The organism is Vibrio sp. Vb1574 (assembly GCF_033338675.1).
In genome coordinates, this window is record NZ_JAWOTC010000043.1 from 16558 (window position 1) to 39501 (window position 22944).

13 protein-coding genes and 1 other annotated feature are annotated in these 22944 nt (G+C 45.8%); of the genes, 8 read left to right on the top strand and 5 right to left on the bottom strand.

Annotated features, from left to right (window positions below):
- Positions 1-12: 12 nt before the first annotated feature.
- The 3 genes from gltB (R7O12_RS19795) to gltB (R7O12_RS19805) form a co-directional block, all read right to left on the bottom strand.
- Positions 13-4476 carry a glutamate synthase large subunit gene (gltB, locus tag R7O12_RS19795; protein WP_318100751.1) on the bottom strand — a complete coding sequence of 1488 codons (4464 nt, stop codon included), beginning with the start codon at positions 4474-4476 and terminating at the stop codon, positions 13-15.
- Positions 4477-4924: 448 nt separating this feature from the next.
- Positions 4925-6394, bottom strand: a complete 1470-nt coding sequence (locus R7O12_RS19800) for a glutamate synthase subunit beta (protein WP_042521841.1) — start codon at positions 6392-6394, stop codon at positions 4925-4927.
- A complete protein-coding gene (gene gltB, locus R7O12_RS19805; protein ID WP_136976980.1) occupies positions 6394-10944 on the bottom strand; it encodes a glutamate synthase large subunit in 4551 nt (1516 codons plus the stop codon). The genes R7O12_RS19800 and gltB (R7O12_RS19805) overlap by 1 nt, the downstream gene beginning before the upstream one ends.
- A gap of 551 nt (positions 10945-11495) precedes the next feature.
- Here gltB (R7O12_RS19805) and R7O12_RS19810 point away from each other — a divergent pair.
- The 4 genes from R7O12_RS19810 to R7O12_RS19825 all read left to right on the top strand — a co-directional run bounded on the left by R7O12_RS19810 (position 11496) and on the right by R7O12_RS19825 (position 17279).
- Positions 11496-12455 (top strand): TIGR01212 family radical SAM protein, encoded by a 960-nt coding sequence (locus tag R7O12_RS19810; RefSeq protein WP_017633631.1) that lies wholly within the window; start codon positions 11496-11498, stop codon positions 12453-12455.
- A gap of 35 nt (positions 12456-12490) precedes the next feature.
- Positions 12491-14236: a diguanylate cyclase domain-containing protein gene (locus tag R7O12_RS19815; protein ID WP_318100745.1), complete on the top strand. Its 1746-nt coding sequence runs from the start codon at positions 12491-12493 to the stop codon at positions 14234-14236.
- A 237-nt stretch (positions 14237-14473) separates the two neighbouring features.
- Entirely contained in the window at positions 14474-16828 is a 2355-nt protein-coding gene (arcB, locus tag R7O12_RS19820) for an aerobic respiration two-component sensor histidine kinase ArcB (protein ID WP_005381826.1), read from the top strand.
- A gap of 1 nt (position 16829) precedes the next feature.
- On the top strand, positions 16830-17279 hold the full coding sequence (locus R7O12_RS19825; RefSeq protein ID WP_005381825.1) for a hypothetical protein: 450 nt from the start codon (positions 16830-16832) through the stop codon (positions 17277-17279).
- An 85-nt stretch (positions 17280-17364) separates the two neighbouring features.
- Here the strand turns inward: R7O12_RS19825 and arcA are convergent, their stop codons facing one another.
- On the bottom strand, positions 17365-18081 hold the full coding sequence (gene arcA, locus R7O12_RS19830) for a two-component system response regulator ArcA (RefSeq protein ID WP_005381824.1): 717 nt from the start codon (positions 18079-18081) through the stop codon (positions 17365-17367).
- 361 nt (positions 18082-18442) lie between these two features.
- Here arcA and R7O12_RS19835 point away from each other — a divergent pair, with 361 nt between their 5' ends.
- Together R7O12_RS19835 and R7O12_RS19840 are read left to right on the top strand one after the other, a co-directional pair.
- Positions 18443-18850, top strand: coding sequence for a DUF3293 domain-containing protein (locus R7O12_RS19835; protein WP_005381823.1), 408 nt, complete (start codon positions 18443-18445; stop codon positions 18848-18850).
- Positions 18851-18914: 64 nt separating this feature from the next.
- The gene (locus R7O12_RS19840) at positions 18915-19397 is read left to right on the top strand and encodes a putative 4-hydroxy-4-methyl-2-oxoglutarate aldolase (RefSeq protein WP_005381822.1); all 483 of its coding nucleotides are present in this window, start codon (positions 18915-18917) and stop codon (positions 19395-19397) included.
- Here R7O12_RS19840 and R7O12_RS19845 read toward each other — a convergent pair.
- A complete protein-coding gene (locus tag R7O12_RS19845) occupies positions 19394-19864 on the bottom strand; it encodes a hypothetical protein (RefSeq protein WP_017821468.1) in 471 nt (156 codons plus the stop codon). The two genes, R7O12_RS19840 and R7O12_RS19845, sit on opposite strands and share 4 nt — an antisense overlap.
- 423 nt (positions 19865-20287) lie before the next feature.
- Between R7O12_RS19845 and thrL the strand changes: the two genes are divergently transcribed.
- Both thrL and thrA read left to right on the top strand, forming a co-directional pair.
- Complete coding sequence (gene thrL / locus R7O12_RS19850) at positions 20288-20365, top strand: thr operon leader peptide (protein ID WP_074192076.1); 78 nt, start codon at positions 20288-20290, stop codon at positions 20363-20365.
- Positions 20301-20420, top strand: a sequence feature (Thr leader region). (Overlaps the previous gene by 65 nt.)
- Positions 20421-20473: 53 nt before the next feature.
- Positions 20474-22933 (top strand): bifunctional aspartate kinase/homoserine dehydrogenase I, encoded by a 2460-nt coding sequence (gene thrA / locus R7O12_RS19855; RefSeq protein ID WP_017821509.1) that lies wholly within the window; start codon positions 20474-20476, stop codon positions 22931-22933.
- Positions 22934-22944 lie beyond the last annotated feature (11 nt).

Sequence of the window (22944 nt, forward strand, 5' to 3'; positions counted from 1 at the left end):
CATCCTCCATGATTACTGTGCTTGAACACGCAGCTCTGCGGCACTGCGGCTCTGGTGACCAAGTAGCGTGCGAAGATCTGCCGCTTGTGGTTTCACCAAATAGAACTTTGGAATCCATTCATCAAAGTTCGCCAAAATATTTTCTGCATGACTCGACCCTGTTTCTTCAAGGTGTTCCGCAATTAGGCCACGCAAATGTTCTTGGTGGATGTAAAGATCGGACAATGAGATGGCTTCGACAGACTCAGTATTAACTCGACCTTCAAAGCTTTGGTTCTCATCCAGAACATAGGCAAAGCCTCCAGTCATACCCGCGCCAAAGTTCACACCTGTCGCACCAAGAATGGCAACAATACCGCCAGTCATGTACTCACAAGCGTTATCGCCAGCACCTTCAATGACGGCTATCGTACCTGAGTTTCGTACGCCGAAACGTTCACCTGCTTTACCCGCCGCAAACAGCTTGCCGCCAGTCGCGCCGTACAGGCAGGTGTTACCAATGATAGTTGCTTCATTGCATTTAAATGCGGTACCAAGGTGAGGTTTGATAACCACTTTACCACCCGCCATGCCTTTGCCCACGTAGTCGTTCGCATCGCCCGTGAGGTAAAGCTCTACACCACCTGCGTTCCAAACACCAAAGGACTGACCTGCGGTGCCGTCAAGATAGATTTTGATAGGGGAAGCCGCCAATCCTTGGTTGCCATAGCGTTTTGCTATTTCGCCAGATAAGCGTGCACCAACAGAACGATCAGTGTTGATGACATTGTAGAAGAAACTTGCCGATTGACTGCTTTCGACCGCATGCATGGCATCATCAACGATCTTTTGGTTGAGCTCAGCTTTATCAAACGGTTTGTTTGGCTCTGTCCAAAATAGCGGATGACCCTCAGGTGATACTGGAGCTTCTAGAATATTGGATAGATCCAGCTTGGTCTGTTTCGCTGTAAATCCCTCTACTGCCTCAAGTAAATCGGTACGACCAATCAAGTCCGTCAGCTTTTCAACGCCAAGTTCGGCGAGTAATCCGCGCACTTCGTCTGCCAAGCCGATGAAGTAATTCATCACCATTTCTGGTAGACCTTTGAAGTATTCTTTACGCAGTGTCTCGTCTTGAGTCGCAACCCCAGTTGCACAGTTGTTGAGGTGACAAATTCGTAGGAACTTACAACCCATAGCGACCATTGGCGCAGTACCAAAACCGAAGCTTTCTGCACCTAAAATTGCGGCTTTAACTACGTCTAAACCAGTCTTTAGACCACCGTCTACCTGTAAGCGGATCTTATGACGCAGACCATTAGCAACCAGAGCTTGTTGTGTCTCTGCCAACCCCAACTCCCAAGGGCTACCAGCGTATTTTACCGAAGTTAATGGGCTTGCTGCAGTACCACCGTCGTAACCCGAAATGGTAATAAGATCAGCGTAAGCCTTGGCTACACCCGTTGCGATGGTGCCGACACCTGGCTCGGAGACGAGTTTTACCGAAACCAGCGCATTCGGGTTGACTTGTTTTAGGTCGAAGATCAGCTGGGCCAAATCTTCAATCGAATAGATATCGTGGTGCGGAGGAGGGGAGATCAGAGTCACACCTTGTACCGAATAACGCAGTTTTGCGATTTCAGCGGTGACTTTGTGTCCTGGTAGCTGTCCACCTTCACCCGGTTTCGCACCTTGTGCCACCTTGATTTGCAGTACATCCGCATTAGTCAGGTAATGCGGCGTTACACCAAATCGGCCAGAAGCAATCTGTTTGATACGTGAGTTACGCTCAGTACCGAAACGGCGAGGATCTTCACCGCCTTCACCCGAGTTAGAGTAACCACCAAGACGGTTCATCGCCGTTGCAAGTGCTTCATGCGCTTCTGGGCTAAGTGCGCCAATGGACATTGCCGCAGAGTCAAAGCGTTTGAACAGTTCAGTGCGTGGTTCTATTTGCTCAAGTGGCAGCGGTGAGTCTGATTTTCTCAGCGACATTAAGTCACGCAGCATGGCTACAGGGCGTTGATTTACCTGCTTAGCAAAGCTCTGATAGTCGTTACTTTCGCCAGATTTAACGGCCTGTTGCAGCGTGCCGACAACATCCGGGTTGTAAGCATGATACTCACCTCCATGGACGTACTTTAACAAGCCGCCATGATCAATCGATTTGCGTTTCGCCCATGCTTTACGAGATAAGTTTGTAAGATCTTGCTGGAAGTCTTCAAAATTCGCGCCTTCAATTCGAGTTGTGACGCCTTTAAAACACAGATCGACCACATTTTGGCTCAAGCCAACTGCTTCAAATAGTTGTGAGCAGCGGTAAGAGGCGATGGTTGAGATCCCCATTTTCGACATGATCTTGTACAGGCCTTTGTTGATGCCGTATTGGTAGTTTTGCATCACATCGCGGTAGTCTTTCTCTAGCGCTTTATCATCAATCAGTTTACCTAACGCTTCATAAGCAAGGTATGGGTAAACCGCAGTGGCACCAAAACCAAGCAAGACGGCAAATTGGTGTGGATCACGGGCTGTTGCGGTTTCGACAACAATGTTGGCATCGCAACGTAAGTTCGCGTCAATCAGACGAGTTTGAACGGCGCCGACTGCCATTGCTGCCGGAATTGGCAACTTACCTTTGACCAAGGCTCTGTCCGAAAGCACCACTAAAACCGTGCCTTCACGAACGACTTGCTCTGCTTGCTCACACAGATCATTAATGGCTTGTTTAAGATCTTTTTGTTGTGGGTCGTAGTTGATATCGAGAATGGTATTACGGTAATGATCGTCACTCAGCTCTAGTAGTTGCTGCATGTCTGAATAGAGCAGTACTGGAGAATCAAAGGTTACACGATGCGCGTGGCCATCGGTTTCACAGAAGACGTTCATCTCCTGGCCGATGCTGGTCGCTAGCGACATGACGTGTTTCTCACGCAGCGGATCGATTGGTGGGTTGGTGACCTGCGCGAACTTCTGACGGAAGTAATCAGTCACCAAGCGCTCTTTCGAAGAAAGAACCGCCATCGGGGTGTCATCACCCATCGAACCGACGGCTTCTTGCCCCATATCACCGAGGACACGCAATACTTGATCGACTTCTTCATTGCTCATGGCAAACTGCTTTTGATAAGTCTTAAGCAAGTCTTCATCAAAGCTGCGCTCACCTACTTGATCTTCAGGCAGCTTAGAGAACGGTGTTAGTTTGCGAACGTTGTTCTCCATCCATTCGCGATAAGGGTGACGAGATTTCAGGTCATTATCGATCTCGCTAGACTGCCAAAGCTTACCTTTACGAGTGTCGATGACGAGCAATTCCCCCGGACCTACACGACCTTTTTTGGCAACTTCATCTGGGGCGTAATTCCAAATCCCTACCTCAGATGCCAGAGTGATCAGCTTGTCTTTGGTAATTACATAACGCGCAGGACGTAGACCGTTTCGGTCTAGGTTACAAGCAGCATAACGACCATCGGACAGTACGATACCTGCTGGGCCATCCCATGGTTCCATGTGTTTGGAGTTGAAATCGTAAAACGCACGCAAATCCGGATCCATATCCGGGTGGTTTTGCCATGCTGGCGGTACGAGCATACGCATGGCACGGAAGATATCCATACCGCCAGCTAAAAAGAGATCTAGCATATTATCTAAGCTAGACGAGTCTGAGCCTGTCTCGTTCACAAACGGTGCTGCAGTTTGTAGGTCAGGCAGCAGTGGTGACGAGAACTTATAAGCACGAGCGCGTGCCCATTGTCGGTTACCTTCAATGGTATTGATCTCACCATTATGAGCAAGGTAGCGGAACGGTTGAGCTAATGGCCAACGCGGTTGAGTGTTGGTAGAAAAACGCTGGTGGAACAGACAGATAGCAGATTCCATACGTAGATCGGCAAGATCAAGATAAAAGCGCGGTAAGTCCGCAGGCATGCATAGGCCTTTGTACACCAAAACTTGAGTCGACAAGCTACAGATGTAGAAATCCGGATCTTCGGTGATTTGTTTCTCGATGCGACGGCGTGCGATGTAGAGACGACGTTCAATGTCACGCTCGCGCCAACCTGCCGGTGCAGAGATAAAGACTTGCTGAATATTTGGAAGCGAGTTGGCCGCAATTGGACCGAGTACTTCTGAATTAGTTGGTACTTCACGCCAACCAGCCACAGTTAGCGTCTCTTGAGCCAGTTCTTTGTTGACGATGTCTTTAGCGAGTTGAGCTTTGACTGGATCTTGGTTGAAGAAAATCATCCCTACGGCGTATTGCTTGCCAAGGTTGAAACCATTTTCTTCGGCAATAAGACGTAAATAGGAATCGGGCTTTTGTAATAGAAGACCACAACCATCACCAGTTTTACCATCGGCGGCGATACCACCACGGTGAGTCATGCGGTCAAGTGCAGAAATTGCTGTACGTACCAGCTTGTGGCTTTGTTCGCCTTCCATATGCGCGATCAAGCCAAATCCACAGTTGTCTTTCTCAAGACTTGGATCATAAAGAGCCATTGCAATTCTCCCTTTGCTTATCCGTCATCCCGACAGATATATCAACACTGCTTACGTTGATATCGATGACTAACTATGCGTCATCTTTATAGCTTTATGTATAATTATTCAGTAAAAGTTGTGAAATATTTAACATTTTTTGAGTGTTTTATTTTCATCAACTTCACAAGCTATAGCTTATTGTAAAAAAGGTCAAGTTATTAGTGGATCATCACGTGAATATGCGATTTACCATTTAATAAGCTAAAATAGTTTAATAATTTCAAATAGATAGAAAATTGATTGTTACAAAAAAGTAACATTTGATTCTGTGGGAGATAAAAAAGACCAGCATAAAATGCTGGTCAAAATAGAAAGATTGGAAGGAATTGTTTTCTTTCTTCACCGATAGCCATCGATATTGCTGATGGCTATTAGGCAATTGAAAGAGAGAAGCATGACTGCTTCGTTAAGCAGAAAGCATCAGTGAATCTGCTTTTGCTTCTAGGTTTGTGCCACCCATTAAGTAATCATCGATAGCACGGGCACATTCACGGCCTTCGTTGATACAACGAACCACCAAAGATTGGCCTGTTCGCATATCACCAGCAGCAAATACACCTTCTTGGTTTGTAGCAAAACCTTGAGTTGCTACGTTACCACGATCATCTAGCGCGATATCCAGTTGAGCAAGTACGCCTGTTGGTTCAGGGTGTAGGAATCCCATCGCTAGAAATGCCATATCACATGGAATCACACGCTCGCTGCCTTCTACTTCTTTGAAGCTTGGACGCTCGCCTGGTTTCGCATCTTGCCAAACGATATCAGCTAAACGAAGACCGGTAACTTCACCTTTGTCATTGCCGATGAACTCTTTGGTTAGGATATTCCAGTGACGATCAACGCCTTCTTCATGAGACGTCGAAGTACGTAGGATCATCGGGTACTGTGGCCATGGCATATTGGCAGGACGTTTCTCTGGTGGAATCGGCATGATTTCAACCTGAGTGATGCTTGCTGCACCGTGGCGGTTTGATGTACCTACACAGTCAGAACCCGTATCACCACCACCGATAACGACAACGTGTTTACCCGCGGCGTGAAGTTCTTCACCCTTAAGATCCATGTCGTTGGCACGGCGGTTATTTTGACCTAGGAATTCCATCGCGAAGTGAACGCCTTTTAGTTCACGACCCGGAACGGGCAAATCACGTGGAACCGTTGAGCCACCGGTTAGTAGAACCACATCGAACTCTTGACGCAATTGTTGAGCATTTACATCAACACCGACGTGTTGGTTTACTTTAAACTCAATGCCAGCTTCTGCCATTAGATTGATCTTGCGATCAATGACTTCCATGCTCAGTTTAAAGTCTGGGATACCAAAACGTAGCAGACCGCCCACTTTCTCGTCTCGCTCGAATACCGTCACAGTATGACCAGCGCTGTTTAGCTGCTCTGCTGCCGCAAGGCCAGCAGGACCTGAACCAATGATCGCAACGGTTTTGCCAGTGCGAGAGCGTGGTGTTTTTGGTTTGGCGTACCCTTCACGATACGCCGTTTCTACGATGGTTTTCTCGATATTACAGATAGTGATTGGATCTTGGTTGATGCCAAGTACACAAGCACTTTCACACGGAGCAGGGCAAACACGACCAGTGAACTCTGGGAAGTTATTGGTTGAGCTTAGAATGTTCCAAGCTTCTTCCCAGCTATCACGATAAACCGCATCGTTAAACTCTGGGATGATGTTACCGATAGGGCAGCCGTTATGACAAAACGGCACACCACAATCCATACAACGAGAAGCCTGAGTATTGATCTTGTCACCAAACTCCTCGTTCAGAACGAACTCTTTGTTGTTCTTGATGCGTTCAGCTGGGTCGATCTTCTGTGGTAGTTCACGACCATGCTCTAAAAATCCAGTAGGCTTACCCATTATACGGCCTCCACTTGAGTTTCGTTTCCTTGAGACTGTGCTTCAGCTTTACGCTTTTGAAGAACCGCTTTGTAGTCACGCGGCATTACCTTAACCATAGAGGCTAGGCTTGCTTCAAAGTTGTCTAGGAAAGACTGAGCGACTTCACTTCCTGTGAATTGAACATGCTTAGTTAGCATGTCGAGTAATAGATCTCTGTCTTCTTGCTCGATTGGATCTAGGTCTACTAACTCTGGGTTCAGTTTTGACTCAAAGTCACCTGATTTATCCCATACGTAAGCCACGCCACCACTCATACCTGCGGCAAAGTTACGACCTGTTGACCCAAGGATGATGGCTGCACCGCCAGTCATGTATTCACAACCGTGGTCACCGACGCCTTCTACTACTACTTTCGCGCCTGAGTTACGAACACAGAAACGTTCACCAGCCATACCACGAATGAAAGACTCACCCGAAGTTGCACCGTAGAAGCACACGTTACCAACCACGATGTTGTCTTCCGCGACAATGCTTGATTTCGCATCTGGATAAAGTACTAAAGTACCGCCGGATAAGCCTTTACCCCAGTAGTCGTTCGCGTCGCCTTCCACTTCGAACTTCACGCCCTTAGCTAGGAATGCGCCGAATGACTGACCTGCAGAACCTTTGAACTTCACGTTCATTGGCTGAGGTAGACCTGCATCTTTGTACACTTTCGAGATTTCGTTCGACAACATGGTACCTGCAGAGCGGTCCGTGTTGACGATAGGGAACTCGGCATTCACCGCTTCGCCTTTCTCTAGTGCAGGAATCGCTGCTTGAATCAGCTTACGGTCTAGCACTTCTTCTAGGTTGTGGTTCTGTTGAGCTTGGTTGAATACACCATCAGCTTCACGTGGTTGCTCAACGTGGAGAACAGGAGACAGATCTAGGTTCTTGTATTTCCAGTGAGAAATGTCTTGGCGGATCTTCAGTTTCTGACCTTGACCGACCATTTCATCGATAGTGCGGAAGCCAAGCTCAGCCATGATTTCACGTAGACCTTGTGCCATGTATTGGAAGAAGGTAACGACGTCTTCTACGCGGCCATCAAAGCGCTCGCGAAGCGTCTTGTTCTGAGTCGCGATACCAACAGGACAAGTGTTCTTATGACACTTACGCATCATGATACAACCTTCAACCACTAATGCTGCGGTTGCTACGCCCCATTCTTCTGCACCAAGTAGTGTTGCCACTGCAAGGTCGCGAGGTGTCTTCATCTGACCATCTGCTTGAACCACGATACGGTTACGTAGACCGTTCTTCAGTAGCGTTTGGTGCGTTTCTGCCAAGCCAAGTTCCCAAGGAAGACCGGTATGGCGGATTGAAGACATTGGTGATGCACCTGTACCGCCGTCGAAACCTGCGATTAGTACAACGTCCGCTTTCGCTTTCGCTACACCAGAAGCGATCGTACCTACGCCTGCTTCTGATACCAGCTTCACGTTTACACGGCCTGCGCGGTTCGCGTTCTTCAAGTCGTAGATAAGCTGAGCCAAATCTTCGATTGAGTAGATATCGTGGTGTGGTGGTGGCGAGATAAGGCCAACGCCCGGAGTCGAGTGACGCGTTGCACCGATCCAGTCATCTACTTTATCGCCTGGTAGCTGACCACCTTCACCTGGCTTCGCACCTTGAGCCATTTTGATTTGCAGCTCTTCAGCGTTAGTTAGGTAGTAAGAGGTTACGCCGAAACGACCTGAAGCCACCTGCTTGATTGCAGAGCGTTCCCAATCGCCGTTCTCTTTGCGCTCGAAACGCATTGGGTCTTCACCACCTTCACCAGAGTTCGATTTCGCGCCAAGACGGTTCATCGCAACAGCTAGTGTGGAGTGTGCTTCGTAAGAAATAGAACCGAATGACATAGCGCCCGTCGCGAAGCGTTTCACGATGCTTTCAATTGGTTCGACTTCGTCGATAGAGATAGAACCTGCTGGGTTCTTAATGAATTCTAGCTGGCTACGCAGAGTTACTGCGTTGTCACCTTGTTTATCTACGGCTGTCGCGTACTGCTTGAACTGATCGTAGTTCTTGTTGCGCGTAGACTCTTGCAGTAGAGAAATGGTTTCTGGGTTGAATAGGTGCTTCTCACCACGCTGTTTCCATTGGTAAACACCACCAACATCCAGCATTTGAATTGGGATTTCGCGTTGTGGGTAACCGATGCGGTGACGGATCAGCACTTCTTTGGCGATATCATCAAGGGTTAGACCTTGGATACGAGAAACTGTACCTGTGAAGTATTTGTCTACCACGGATTTATGGATGCCCAGGGCTTCGAAGATTTGCGCACCATGGTACGACTGTAGCGTTGAGATACCCATCTTCGAGAAGATCTTCAGAAGACCGCCATTGATCGCTTTACGGTAGTTGTTGAACAGATCACGAGGGTTCGCTTCTGGATCCAACTTCTTCGTACGTTGAAGTTCAATGATGGTTTCAATCACTAGGTAAGGGTTAACCGCATTCGCACCGTAACCAAGTAGCGTTGCAAAGTGGTGCGTTTCACGCGCGTCACCAGTTTCAACCACGATGTCACACTTCGCACGTAGACCTTTACGGATCAAGTGGTGGTGCACTGCGCCAACTGCCAGCATTGCTGGGATCGCCGCGTGGTTTGAATTCACTGCGCGGTCAGTGAGTAGGATGATTGAGTAACCATCGATAACCGCGTCTTCTGCGTATTGGCAGATACGTTTTAATGCACGCTCAAGTTTGCCTTGATCTTCACTAGCTTGGAATACGATATCCAACGTTTTCGCTTGTAGGTGCTCGTTATCGATCGCACGCAGTTTTTCAAGCTCTGAGTTCGCCAGAACCGGCGATTCTAATTCGACTTTCTGACAGTGAAGTGGTGTTTCAGTCAGAAGGTTTTGGTCTTTACCCAAGTAAGTGTTCAGCGACATAACCATACGCTCACGGATCGGGTCGATCGGTGGGTTGGTTACCTGTGCGAACAGCTGCTTGAAGTAGTTAGAAAGATGTTGAGACTGATGAGATAGAACCGCAAGAGGCCAGTCGGCACCCATTGCTGATAATGGCTCTTTCGCGTCATTCGCCATTGGAACGATGATTTCGTTCACTTCTTCAGTGCTTACGCCAAACGCTTGTTGGCGGTGTAGAAGGTGTTCTGGCTTAGGTTGGCTGAACTGGTTGCTCGCATCTGGCAGCTTCTTCAAGCTCAGTAGGTTTTCTTCTACCCATTTCTCGTAAGGCTGTGCCGTTGCGATGGTGTCTTTCACTTCTTCATCGGAGATGATGCGACCTTGCTCTAGGTCTGCAACGAAGATACGACCCGGTTGTAGACGACCACGGAACTCTACGTTCTCTGGTTCAATATCCACAACACCAGATTCAGATGCCATCACTAGGAAGTTATCTTTGGTCACTGTGTAGCGAGAAGGGCGCAAACCGTTACGGTCTAGTGTCGCACCAACTTGAACACCATCAGTAAAACATACTGAAGCAGGACCATCCCATGGTTCCATGATGTTCGCGTGGTACTGATAGAACGCGCGACGTTTAGGATCCATGTTTTTGTTTTCTTGCCATGCTTCCGGGATCATCATCATCAATGCGTGTGGCAGGCTGCGACCAGAAAGAACTAGGAGCTCAAGTGCCATATCGAAGTTAGATGAATCCGAGCTGCCTTCCTGACAGATTGGAAGAAGCATGTCGATTTCAGCCTGAGTGAACAGGTCTGATTCTAGGATTGCTTCACGGGCTTTCATCCAGTTCAAGTTACCGCGAACTGTATTGATTTCGCCGTTGTGGGCAATGTAACGGAAAGGCTGTGCAAGACGCCATTTCGGGAAGGTGTTGGTAGAGAAACGAGAGTGTACCAGTGCCAGTGCAGTCACCATGGTCGGGTTTTGCAGATCGAGGAAGTACTGAGGTACTTGCTCAGTCGTTAACTGACCTTTGTACACTAATGTCTTGTAAGACATGGAGTTAATGTAGAAGTCGTCACCAATGTTCGAAACGCTTTCTAGGCAAACGCGTACGGTGTAATTACGAAGTACGTACAGTTTGCGTTCTAGCTCTTCAGGCGTGATGCCAGGGCCGCCGGAGATAAACACATGCTCAAATTGAGGCTCTGTGCTTAGAGGGTCGGCACCAATCATGGAGTTGTCGGTTGGTAATACGCGGTAGCCGATAACTTCAAGGTCTAGACGCTGTGCGTTGCGTTCTAGAATGTCACGGCATTGTTCGCGTTTGTATTCGTCTTTCGGGAAAAGAACGACACCAACACCATACTTTTCAAACGAAGGCAGTTTAATGCCTAGCTTAACGGCTTCTTCTAATAGGAATTCATGAGGTTTTTGTAACAAGATACCCGCACCGTCACCGCTGCATGGGTCACAACCTTGACCACCACGGTGTTCCATGCGAGCCAGCATATCCAATGCTTGAGTCACTACTTCATGAGATTTACGGTTTTTAAGGTGAGCAACAAAACCGATACCACAAGCGTCATGCTCCAGTTCCGGAGTGTACAGACCCTGTGGATTTTGCTCTCTATCTACCATAGATACATCCTTCCAGTTCAATGTCGACGCAAAAGTACCGGGCAGCAAATACTACCTAGACTATTGATTACGTCTTGTCCTTTATATTTATTATCGCCACCGATCTAGGTTGACCGGTCTTGATTCCTTTCCGTATCTCGCAGGAAAAGTTTTGCGAGAAAAACAATCCTTGGTGGTATCCCTTTATTTATTATCACTATCTAGTGATTTATATAGGTAGGAGTGGGATAACACCGACAAATCCCGCAGTGTGCTTTGTAATAAAAGTCACAAAAATAACGGGGTTGTGTAAGTATCCTACAATTTTGTCACTTCAGAATGCAATGAAAAACTCGGCGTTGTGACCCAATTTTTTCGTTTAATTATGCATTTTTAGTTTAACATTTACGCAACATGAACGATTTTTGCCTTTAATTATGCAAGTTTATTGATTTTGACCCGCATGATGGGTGTTTGAATTGATTAATATTGTGTGTTTTTTCTTGCAGGGATGTAATTTATTTACACAGATCGTAGTGAGATTGATTACGATTTATTGTTGGTGAGAATTTATGCAGTTACATGAGTTGGTCAATACAATCGGCCAAGATCTTCAGCGTCGATACGGTGAAAAGGTTCATAAGTTAACATTGCACGGTGGATTTAGTTGCCCTAACCGCGATGGCACGATTGGGCGGGGAGGATGTACATTTTGCAATGTGGCTTCGTTTGCAGATGAAGAAGTCCAGATAAAAAGCATTCACGAACAGTTAAAAGATCGCGCAGGTGAAATTCACAGAGCGAAGAAGTATCTCGCTTATTTTCAGGCCTACACCAGTACCTATGCAGAAGTACAAGTTCTCAAAAACATGTATGAGGAAGCACTAAAGGCTGCAGACATGGTTGGTCTTTGTGTGGGGACGCGTCCTGATTGCGTCCCTGATGCGGTATTGGATTTACTGTCGGGCTATGTACAGCAAGGTTATGAAATTTGGCTAGAACTAGGTCTTCAAACCGCCAACAATGACACCCTAAAACGTATCAATCGTGGTCATGACTTTGAGTGTTATGCCGAAATCACTAAGCGTGCGCGAACACTCGGAATCAAGGTTTGTACTCACTTAATTGTGGGTTTACCCAAAGAAACCCGCGCCGAAAATATTGAAACGCTGCAAAAAGTGTTGGCCGTGGGAACGGATGGCATCAAGTTACATGGCTTGCATATTGTCGAAGGTAGCACCATGGCGAAAGCTTGGCGTGCTGGAAAGCTAGAAGCCCCTGAATTAGAAGAATATGTTGCGATCGCCAGTGAAATGATTCGTATGACACCACCAGATGTGATTTATCATCGCGTTTCATCAGCAGCCAGGAGGCCCACGTTATTATCGCCTCTGTGGTGTGAAAACCGTTGGCTAGCGATGACGGAAATTGGTCGAGATCTCAGTGCTCATGGTGCTCAAGGGAGTCTTACGGGGAATACCTTTATCTATACTAAACCGGAATTAATAGCAGATCGCTCAATAAATAACTGATATATTTTAACCAGTGTTTTTTGAAGGTTTAAACGATGGATCAGTTACTCAATTGGCTTTGGGGTGGTCAAGGCGGTTATGGCTATGTCGTCTTGTTATTAATCGCAGGCGTGTGTGCGTTAGCACTGATCTATTTGCACTTTCAGACGTCACTTAAGAAACTAGTAACGGATTCTCCCTATCCAGTCATAGTGGTGGACACTAGCCATGCTCAGCTCTTGCTATCTAACCGGGCTGCGATGCAGTTATTAGGCATTCGCTCTTTGGGAACGGGATATTTGTATCCTGCTTTATTCGATATTCATGAGCTTGAGCAGTTTCTCGATCGCTTCTCTAGTCGTCATTTTCGTCAGCAGGCTTTTGACTGGCGACTATCTGATAGTGAATCTATTAAAGTGGAGCTGTCAGGCAGAAAGAGTTTATTGCGCAATCATCGAGTTTGGATTCTTTATGCTCAGCCATATCAAGCCACTCACCAAGAGCAGCAACAAGAACTTGCCCAATTAATCATCGCACGTTCGGCATTAGACTCACTTTCAGAGCTGATTTGTACCCAAGACCGCCAAGGCAATCTGTTAACGACCAATCGAGCATTTGATCAATTCTGGCAAGGGCGAAGGGAAGAAGCTTGCGCATCCAAGACCTTGGGTGAGATGACCAGAAAAAGCGAACGTAAATGGACAACGGATCCACAAGGTCGAAGTTGCTTACTGGAAGTCAATCAAAACTCTCTTGTTTCGCCGAGTGGTGAGCTTATCGGTACGCTGTCTATTAGTCATGACGTGACTGAATGGCACAAGATGCAACAGAATCTGCGAGATGAAATGGAGCGTCGCAAAGATACAGAGGTGGCGCTAGCGCAAAGAGATACTATCTTACAAACGATTCTGGATGCCAGTCCGGACTCTATTGGTATTTTCAATGAGAACATGGTCTATCAAGCGTGTAATCAGCCTTTTGTTAAGGCGTTAGGAATTTCAAAAATTTCTGATTTGATAGGTAAGCGCCTCCAAGACGTGATTCCTAAAGAGATGTACGCGCGCTTAGCAGACAGTGACTTAGAAGCATTACGCCAGTTAGAGCCAGTTCGATACATAGATAAAGTCGTGAGTAGTGATGGTAAAAGTACGTGGTTTGATGTGGTGAAATCGCCTTTTAAAGATAAAGCATCAGGAACGAATGGTGTGCTGATCATGGCGCGTGATATTTCTGAGCGTTATCTTGCAGAACAAAAGTTGGAAAAAGCCAACCTAGAGTTAGAAAAATTGAGCTTTATGGATAGCTTAACTCAAGTATCGAACCGACGCCGTTTCGATGAACAACTGCAGGTATTGTGGTACCACCATGCTAGAGAAAAGCTGCCGCTCACCATCATGTTATGTGACATCGACTTTTTCAAAGATTACAACGACTGTTACGGTCACCAACAAGGTGATGAAGCGTTAGTCAGTGTTGCTACCGTGTTTACACAAGTCATCAATCGTTCTTCGGATTGTGTTGCGCGTTATGGTGGCGAGGAGTTTGGTTTTATCTTGCCGAATACCACCACGGAAGGTGCGCGCAACGTAGCACAGCGTATTCATGAGAAAATTCTACAGCTTGATATGGAACACGACAGTTCAGAAGCATCTGAACGCCTTACCGTCAGTATCGGTCTGGTCTCTTACATTCCTCAGCATGGTGATGAACCCGAAATGGGCATCGCTATGGCTGACAGTGCGTTATATCAAGCTAAAGCTGATGGACGTAATCGCACTTGTATTCACCCCAGTTCTTGCTAACGCTTTGTGACCGCTTGCTCTAAGTTGATAGCTGATTGTTTAAATCACCGTATTAAACACGTTAAACTTACACAAGCCTGTGCGCTCGTTGGTTTATCTTTTTATCTCGTATCACAAGAGCAGATCGCACCGTGTGTTTTTCACTAATCAAACAGACCTAAATTGCGTTAGGTCGAGTGCATTTACCTGTTTTTCATCATCGAATGGCGCTATCTAGCCACCACCATGGAGTAGTTAATGAAACCCATGAAAAATCTCGCCCAGTATTATGTCGACTTGCTAGTCAAACTGGGGATTGTTCGCTTCTCTATTTTGCTAGCCCTTGCGCTGGTGGCATTAGCTGTTGTGGTGCAGGTAGGGATTACTTTAGCTCTCAAAGGGCGAGTAGATGATATCGACATTGTCCGTTCGGTGTTTTTTGGTCTATTGATCACCCCTTGGGCGGTTTACTTCCTCTCTGTGGTTGTCGATCAACTAGAAGAGTCTCGCCAGCGTTTAACTAAGCTGGTGTCCAAACTGAAGGACATGCGTTCGCGAGATCAAGAGCTGAATTACCAACTTCAACAAAACATTGAAAAGCTTAACCAAGAAATTGAAGAGCGTATTAAAGCGGAAGAAGCACGTGAAGAGGCGATGCAAGACCTCGAAAATGAGGTGTTCCAACGCGAACGTACTCAATTAGAGTTGGCAGAACGTACCGCATTACTGCGTTCATTTATTGATGCCTCACCAGACTTAATTTACTACCGCAATGCGGATGGTGTTTTCTCTGGCTGTAACCGCGCGATGGAAGAGCTAACGGGCAAGAAAGAGCACCAGTTAGTCGGATTAAGCCCTTGGGATGTGTATAGCAAAGAAATCGCCGAGCATATCGTTGATACTGACCAAAAGGTTTTTGCCGATAATCAAGCAATTACTTACGAGCAATGGCTCGAATACCCAGATGGTCGCAAGCATTACTTTGAGCTGCGTAAAGTGCCATTTTACAGCAAAGATGGCCGCCACCTTGGTCTCGTTGGGTTCGGTCGTGATATCACTGAACGTAAGCGCCATGAAGAGTCGTTAGAGAAAGCAAGCCGCGACAAAACTACCTTCATCTCAACCATCAGTCATGAGCTGCGAACGCCGCTGAATGGCATTGTAGGCTTAAGTCGTATGCTTCTAGATAGTCCGTTGACAGAAGAGCAGCGTAAACACATGCAGACCATCAATGTGAGTGCGATTACTCTAGGTAACATCTTCAACGATATTATCGATATGGATAAATTTGATCGCCGTAAGTTAGAACTATTACCTGCGCCACTTAACTTCGAAGACTTCGTCGCAGAGATTGAGAGTATCTCAGCTCTGATGGCGGAACAAAAAGGGTTACGCTTTGACTTAGAACGTTTAAGCGACTTGCCAAAAGCAATTGAAGTGGATGCAACCCGTCTACGTCAGGTGATTTGGAACTTGGTCAGCAACGCAATGAAGTTCACCAAGGAAGGTGGCGTTGTGATGACAGTGAGCGCGGATGTCGAAGACGATTTTGCGACCATTATTATGGAAGTGGAAGACACAGGTATTGGTATCCCAGACGAAGAGCTAGATAAGATCTTTGCGATGTACTACCAAGTGAAATCAGGCAAGGACAACCTGCATGCGGTCGGTACAGGTATTGGTTTGGCGGTATCTAAGCAACTGATCAATATGATGGATGGTGACATTACGGTTACCAGTGAGGAAGGCTTTGGTAGCACTTTTACTGTATCGATCCACGTTCCGATTGTTGAACTAGCTGAGCCAGTCATTGATGCGAAACGCGACAATGTGCGCCTCAACATATTTATGGTCGAAGACATCGAGCTTAACGTAACTGTGGCTAAATCGTTACTAGAGAGCCTAGGGCACTCTGTCACCGTGGCAATGACGGGCCAAGAAGCGTTAGTGAACTTTGTGCCAGAAAAATACGACTTAGCGTTGTTGGATATCCAACTGCCTGATATGACGGGCTTTGATGTCGCCAATTATTACCGCAAGCATTATAACAATCTTCCTCCATTGGTCGCCTTAACTGCTAATGTAATGAAAGATCGTCGTGAATACTTAGATAACGGCATGGATGATGCGATCAGTAAGCCGCTGGCAGTGAATGCTATTCAGTCAGTGATTGATAAATTCTTCGCTCACCAGTTAGAACAACCTAAGGAAGTGGTGAGCGGTCCCGAAACAGTGGAAGAGCCAGTGCCTTCTCCTGTGATTGAGACACATTTGCTCGATATGGATATGTTAGAGTCTTACGTCGACATTGTTGGTGCAAAACCTGTCTACGACAGCATAAAAATGTTTGAAGATATGATGCCAGACTATATCGATGTCTTAGATTCGAACATGACAGCGAAAGATCAAGATGGGATTGTTTCTGAAGCGCATAAAATCAAAGGTGCTGCAGGTTCAATTGGCCTGAAACGTATCCAAAGTGTGGCGCAAAAAGCGCAATCGCCCGATATGCCAGCATGGTGGGAAAACATTTCAGACTGGGTTGAAGAGATCAAAAATGAATACCAAAACGATATTCAAGTCCTCAAAAGTTGGTTGGAACAAAGGAAATAACATGAAAAGAATCGCACCATTGGCATTAGCCATGGCATTGATGGCAGGCTGTAGTTCCGTTCCAAATGTGAATTGGCAACAAAACAGTCAGATTACGATTAATGAGGTTAATGTTGAGCTCAAAAGTAATTTATGGGTGAACCTCATGCCGAATATTGGGGACGTGGAAGAGCAAAGTATTCAAGGTGCACTTTACCTCGAAGGAGATCAGTTACTTCCTGCAAATCTAACGGCAGAAGCTCTTATTATTAAACAGGGGCAAAAAGAGTGGTTGGTGGACAGTGCGTCTTTAGATACTCGAACGCACAGTGAAAGCCGATGGGAGGTGGCGTTCTCGTCTCACATTGATGTGAACACAGAAAAATCGGTTGATATCGCAGTGCTTCTAGACGATGCGGGTAAACAGCGTTGGTTAGTCGAAAAGTACGTGAAGATTAACAAGGTTTATTAACCGCAATGATGTTGCATTAGTCGTTAGACCTAAAACAAAAAGGGCTTGCTCAATGAGCAAGCCCTTTGCATATTAGCGGTTAAATCTAGTCTTCTAGATCGCCACAGAAGCGGTAACCTTCGCCGTGGATAGTGGCGATGATTTCTGGCGTACCTGAAACAGACTCAAAGTGCTTACGGATACGACGAATCGTTACGTCTACAGTACGGTCGTGTGGCTTAAGTTCACGACCAGTCATCTTCTTAAGAAGATCTGCACGAGTTTGAATCTTACCCGGGTTCTCACAGAAGTGCAGTAATGCGCGGAACTCAGAGCGAGGTAGCTTGTAGCTATCACCAGCAGGGCTTACTAGAGAGCGGCTGTTGATGTCTAGTACCCAACCGTTGAATTCATACTTTTCTACCGAGCGCTTCTCTTCTTGCACCGCGTTAGAGCTCATTGAGCGACTAAGTAGGTTACGTGCACGAATAGTTAGTTCACGTGGGTTGAATGGTTTAGTGATGTAGTCATCTGCACCAATCTCAAGACCTAGGATCTTGTCTACTTCATTGTCACGGCCTGTCAGGAACATTAAAGCAATGTTCGCTTGCTCGCGTAATTCACGCGCTAGTAGAAGGCCATTCTTGCCTGGAAGATTAATGTCCATAATAACCAAGTTGACTGAGTTATCAGACAACACTTGGTGCATCTCTTCACCGTCACTGGCTTCAAAAACAGCGTATCCCTCTGCTTCAAAAATACTCTTAAGAGTGTTACGAGTTACTTGCTCATCTTCAACGATAAGAATCTGCGGGGTTTGCATTGGCGGTACCTAAATTTGTGACAAAATTGTGCTAATAGAATAAATTCTAGGCAAAAATATAACATACAGGTAATGTGATTTTGATAATAAATCAAGTTGATCAAAAAAACACTTCTTTCAGTTATCCGCCCTCCATGGAATTTTGCCAACTCACCAGTATCCAATGGCGACGTTTATTCTAAAGGGCTTGTTTACCTTTCATTTCCTGCTTTCAGTGGGGCCTGAAACGTAAACACCCTAAGATATTGAGCGGATTTTATATTGTTAACAGCATGCTAACAATGCTCAAATGTTAATTCCATTCAGTTTGTTGATTTATATCAATTGATGAAATGTAACTGTTATTAATCGTTTAAGACTTATGATAGAAAAAAGTAATAAGAACATAGACGCATCGTTATGGAATGCTTATTCAGAATCTTTTTTCAGATTCGAAGCCGAGTGGCGTGTTTCAAACTATGCTGTGATAACCGCTTGGAACCCATACAGTAACTTGAGGTCCAAAGAAGAGAACAGCATAAACAATCACGCGTTAGAAAAACAGCTACAGCACGTTAATTACGCGCCTGTCACGGTAGGTGATAGCGCTTTTACATGGTATGAGGAAAGCTTTGCCGTCGAGTTGTCGCCAGAGGTAGCCGTTGAATTGGCGAGTGACTTTCAACAAAACGCGATTTATTACGTCATTAATGACCAACTTTATCTTATTGCGTGCTCGCAGCCGAAAGTTTTTCATACGTTAGGCTCCATTAAACCTCGGCTCGTATAGAAGGTATAGAAAAGGATACTGCTCACTGAAGCACCGCTTGGGTGAGAAAATTCACGGAGGAAATATGAGAGACATTACACCCGATATTTGTGACCAATTTGAAGACCAAGTGAGCTTGCTTACTTTACCATTGCAGAACTTTGGTCAACGTAGCGCTTTTTACGGTGAAATCGTTACGGTGCGCTGCTATCACGATAACTCGAAAGTGCGTGAAGTACTGGGCGAAGATGGAACGGGTAAAGTATTGATTGTTGACGGACATGGATCGTGTCAGAGAGCATTACTCGGCGATCAATTAGCGATACTCGGAATAGAAAATGGGTGGGAAGGTATCATTGTCTATGGTGCAATACGCGACGTAGCACAAATATCTCAAATGGACATTGGCGTTCAAGCTCTTGGAACTAACCCGTTTAAAACAGAGAAACGCGGGATAGGAGAGGTAAACGTAACCTTAACGATGCAAAACCAAATCGTTCAACCTAAGCACTACGTTTACGCGGACTGGAACGGTGTGTTGATTTCTAAGCAAAAGCTGGACTTCTAAAAACGAAAGCCTAAACCAACCTCAAAGCCTTGTTGCCAATCTTGGTAATCAAGAGTCGCGTGAAGATCCAGTTTATCGGTAATTTTTACGCGACTTGATACTTCAGCCGCGAGGCTACTGTCGTCTTGGCGAATACCTTCCGCTGTTTCATTCTTGTAAGAGCGAACTGTACTTTTCAGCGTGACACGATCATTAAAGTGATAGCTGATCCCACTCAAAAAACCACTTTGATTTTTGGTAGGAGAGTTATTGACTCGCGCACCGACATAAACGTCTACCGAATCAAAAAGTTCGTAAGCGTAACCCGTATCGATATTCCAAACATCAAAACTGTCAGACTGATAACTGTCGCTGGAAATGAATAGTTTATGAGGAGAAGGGGATATTTTACCTGGAAGCGGCGGAAGCTCGTTTGCTAGACAAACACCAGGCACAAAAAACAGCAACAGAAAAAGCCCTCTTTTCATGTTCACCACTCCTTGTGTCAACTTTTTTATTAGTATGCGCCCAAAGCTTCTCACTATTAAAGCATAGAATATGAAAGCTAGCTCACCTATTTTCTAAATAATTCGATCCTATGAACATAAGTCACAGTTAAGTTGTTGTTATGTGTCACAACCCTCTCGAATTATTTGATCGTACGTTTTATGGCAAAGATCAGACTAGTTATTAGATAAAAAACCGAACTGGTGATGATGGTTAAGTCCTTTACAAAAACTAACTGTAGATTTTTAAATGATCAATAATGTGTAATTAACTATAAATATCAATGACATTGCTTAGCAGAATTCTCTGAAAGATGGAAAAACAAACAATTTTTTGTTGACTATGTATCAGAAACTCGGTAAACGTAGAGTTAAGCAAACACAATTAACGTTGAATATTTATTTATGCCATCTAACAGCCTAGTAGTAATGACCACGACCATTATTATTACCGACACGACACATGTTGGGGCAGGCTGCTGAGCGAAAGAAATTCACAAAAAAGGCCTGTATCCAACAAGATACAGGCCTTTTTTTATGCTTTTTTATCCAGAATTTAGACAAATTTAAGAAGATATACCGGAGGAAGGGATGCGAGTATTGAAGTTTGGCGGATCATCACTAGCTGATGCAGATCGCTTTTTGAGAGCGGCAGACATTATTGCCAATAACGCTCAACAAGAAGAAGTGGCGGTTGTTCTTTCCGCTCCTGGTAAAACAACAAACAAATTGGTTGCGGTCATTGAAGGCGCATTGCGCAATGGTGAAGCAGAACTACAAATCAAAGAGTTGGAGGAGTCGTTTAAAACGCTCTTCACTCAAGTCCAAGCAGTACTACCCAATATCGATGGTTCAGCTTTCGATAACCAAGTGAAAACTTCTCTCTCTCAATTACGCCAATTCGTTCATGGCATCAATCTTCTTGGCATGTGCCCAAACAATGTTAATGCACGTATTATTAGCAAAGGCGAACGCGTTTCGATTCAATTGATGAAAGCGGTGTTAGAAGCCAAAGGCCAGCCTGCACATCTTATCGACCCAGTTGAATACCTATACGCAAAAGGTGATCACCTTGAAGCCATGGTCGATGTTGAAGTTTCGACTCAGAACTTCCGCCAGAATCCTCTTCCTCAAGGTCATGTGAACATCATGCCTGGCTTTACCGCAGGTAACGAGAAAGGTGAATTGGTAACACTTGGTCGCAATGGCTCTGATTATTCGGCGGCGGTTCTTGCGGCGTGTCTGCGCGCAGATTGCTGTGAGATCTGGACAGACGTAGATGGTGTGTACAACTGTGACCCTCGCTTAGTCGAAGATGCTCGCCTACTTAAATCTCTTAGCTATCAAGAAGCGATGGAGCTTTCTTACTTCGGTGCTTCCGTTCTGCACCCGAAAACCATCGCCCCAATCGCACAGTTCCACATCCCATGTCTGATCAAAAACAGCTTTAACCCACAAGGTGCAGGAACTTTGATTGGGCAAGACACTGGTGAAGACAATCTGGCGATCAAAGGTATCACGACGCTAAACGACCTAACTATGGTTAACGTCTCCGGCCCAGGTATGAAGGGTATGGTTGGCATGGCAAGCCGCGTATTTGGCGCAATGTCTTCCGCTGGTGTGTCTATTGTTCTTATTACTCAGTCTTCTTCTGAGTACAGCATTAGCTTCTGTATTGAGGCAGAAGATAAAGCAAAAGCGCAACAAGTACTGGCCGATGCGTTTGAGTTGGAACTGAAAGATAGCTTATTAGAGCCGGTCGAGTTTATTGATAATGTTTCAATCATAACGTTGGTTGGTGACGGCATGCGTACATCGCGCGGTGTTGCATCTCGCTTCTTCTCATCTCTTGCTGAAGTGAACGTAAACATTGTAGCCATCGCACAGGGCTCATCTGAGCGTGCTATCTCAGCCGTGATTCCTGAAGATAAAATCTCTGAAGCGATCAAAGCGTGTCACGAAAACCTATTCAACTCTAAGCACTTCTTAGACGTATTCGTGGTTGGTATTGGTGGCGTTGGTGGTGAGCTGGTGGATCAGATCGAGCGTCAACAGGCGAAGCTTGCGGAAAAAGGCATCGTTATTCGCGTGTGTGGCTTGGCAAACAGCAAAGGTCTTCTGCTTGATAGTGAAGGTCTGCCACTCGATCATTGGCGTGATCGTATGTCGGCAGCGACAGAAGAGTTCAGCCTAGCGCGTTTGATTTCTTTGGTTCAACGTAACCACATCATCAACCCAGTATTGGTTGACTGTACATCAAGTGAAGATATTGCGAATCAATACGCTGATTTCCTAGCTGCTGGTTTCCATGTCGTTACACCAAATAAAAAAGCAAATACAGCAAGCATGGCTTACTACCATCAGCTTCGCGATGTTGCGCGCAGCTCTCGTCGCAAGCTGATGTACGAAACAACTGTGGGGGCGGGTCTACCGGTAATCGAAAACCTGCAAAACCTAATCTCAGCGGGTGATGAGCTAGAGCGCTTCAGCGGTATTCTTTCTGGCTCTCTGTCATACATCTTCGGTAAGTTAGATGAAGGTATGAGCCTAAGTGAAGCAACTAATATCGCAAAAGAAAATGGTTTTACTGAACCGGATCCTCGTGATGACCTTTCTGGTATGGATGTCGCGCGTAAGCTTCTGATCCTAGCTCGTGAAGCAGGCATGTCTCTAGAACTAGAAGACGTTGTGGTTGATCAAGCACTGCCACCAGGTTTTGATGATTCTGGTAGCGTTGATGAATTTATGGCGCGTTTACCTGAAGCAGACGCCTACTTTAAAGAATTATCTGCAAAGGCAGCGGAAGAAGGCAAAGTACTGCGCTACGTTGGTGAGATTAATGAGGGCAAGTGCACAGTAAGCATCGCTGCGGTGGATGAAAACGATCCAATGTATAAAATCAAGGACGGTGAAAACGCACTGGCATTTTACAGCCGTTACTATCAGCCAATCCCACTAGTGTTACGTGGCTATGGTGCAGGCACCGAAGTAACGGCTGCGGGTGTATTTTCTGACGTGATGCGTACTTTAGGTTGGAAACTAGGGGTATAACAATAATGAGT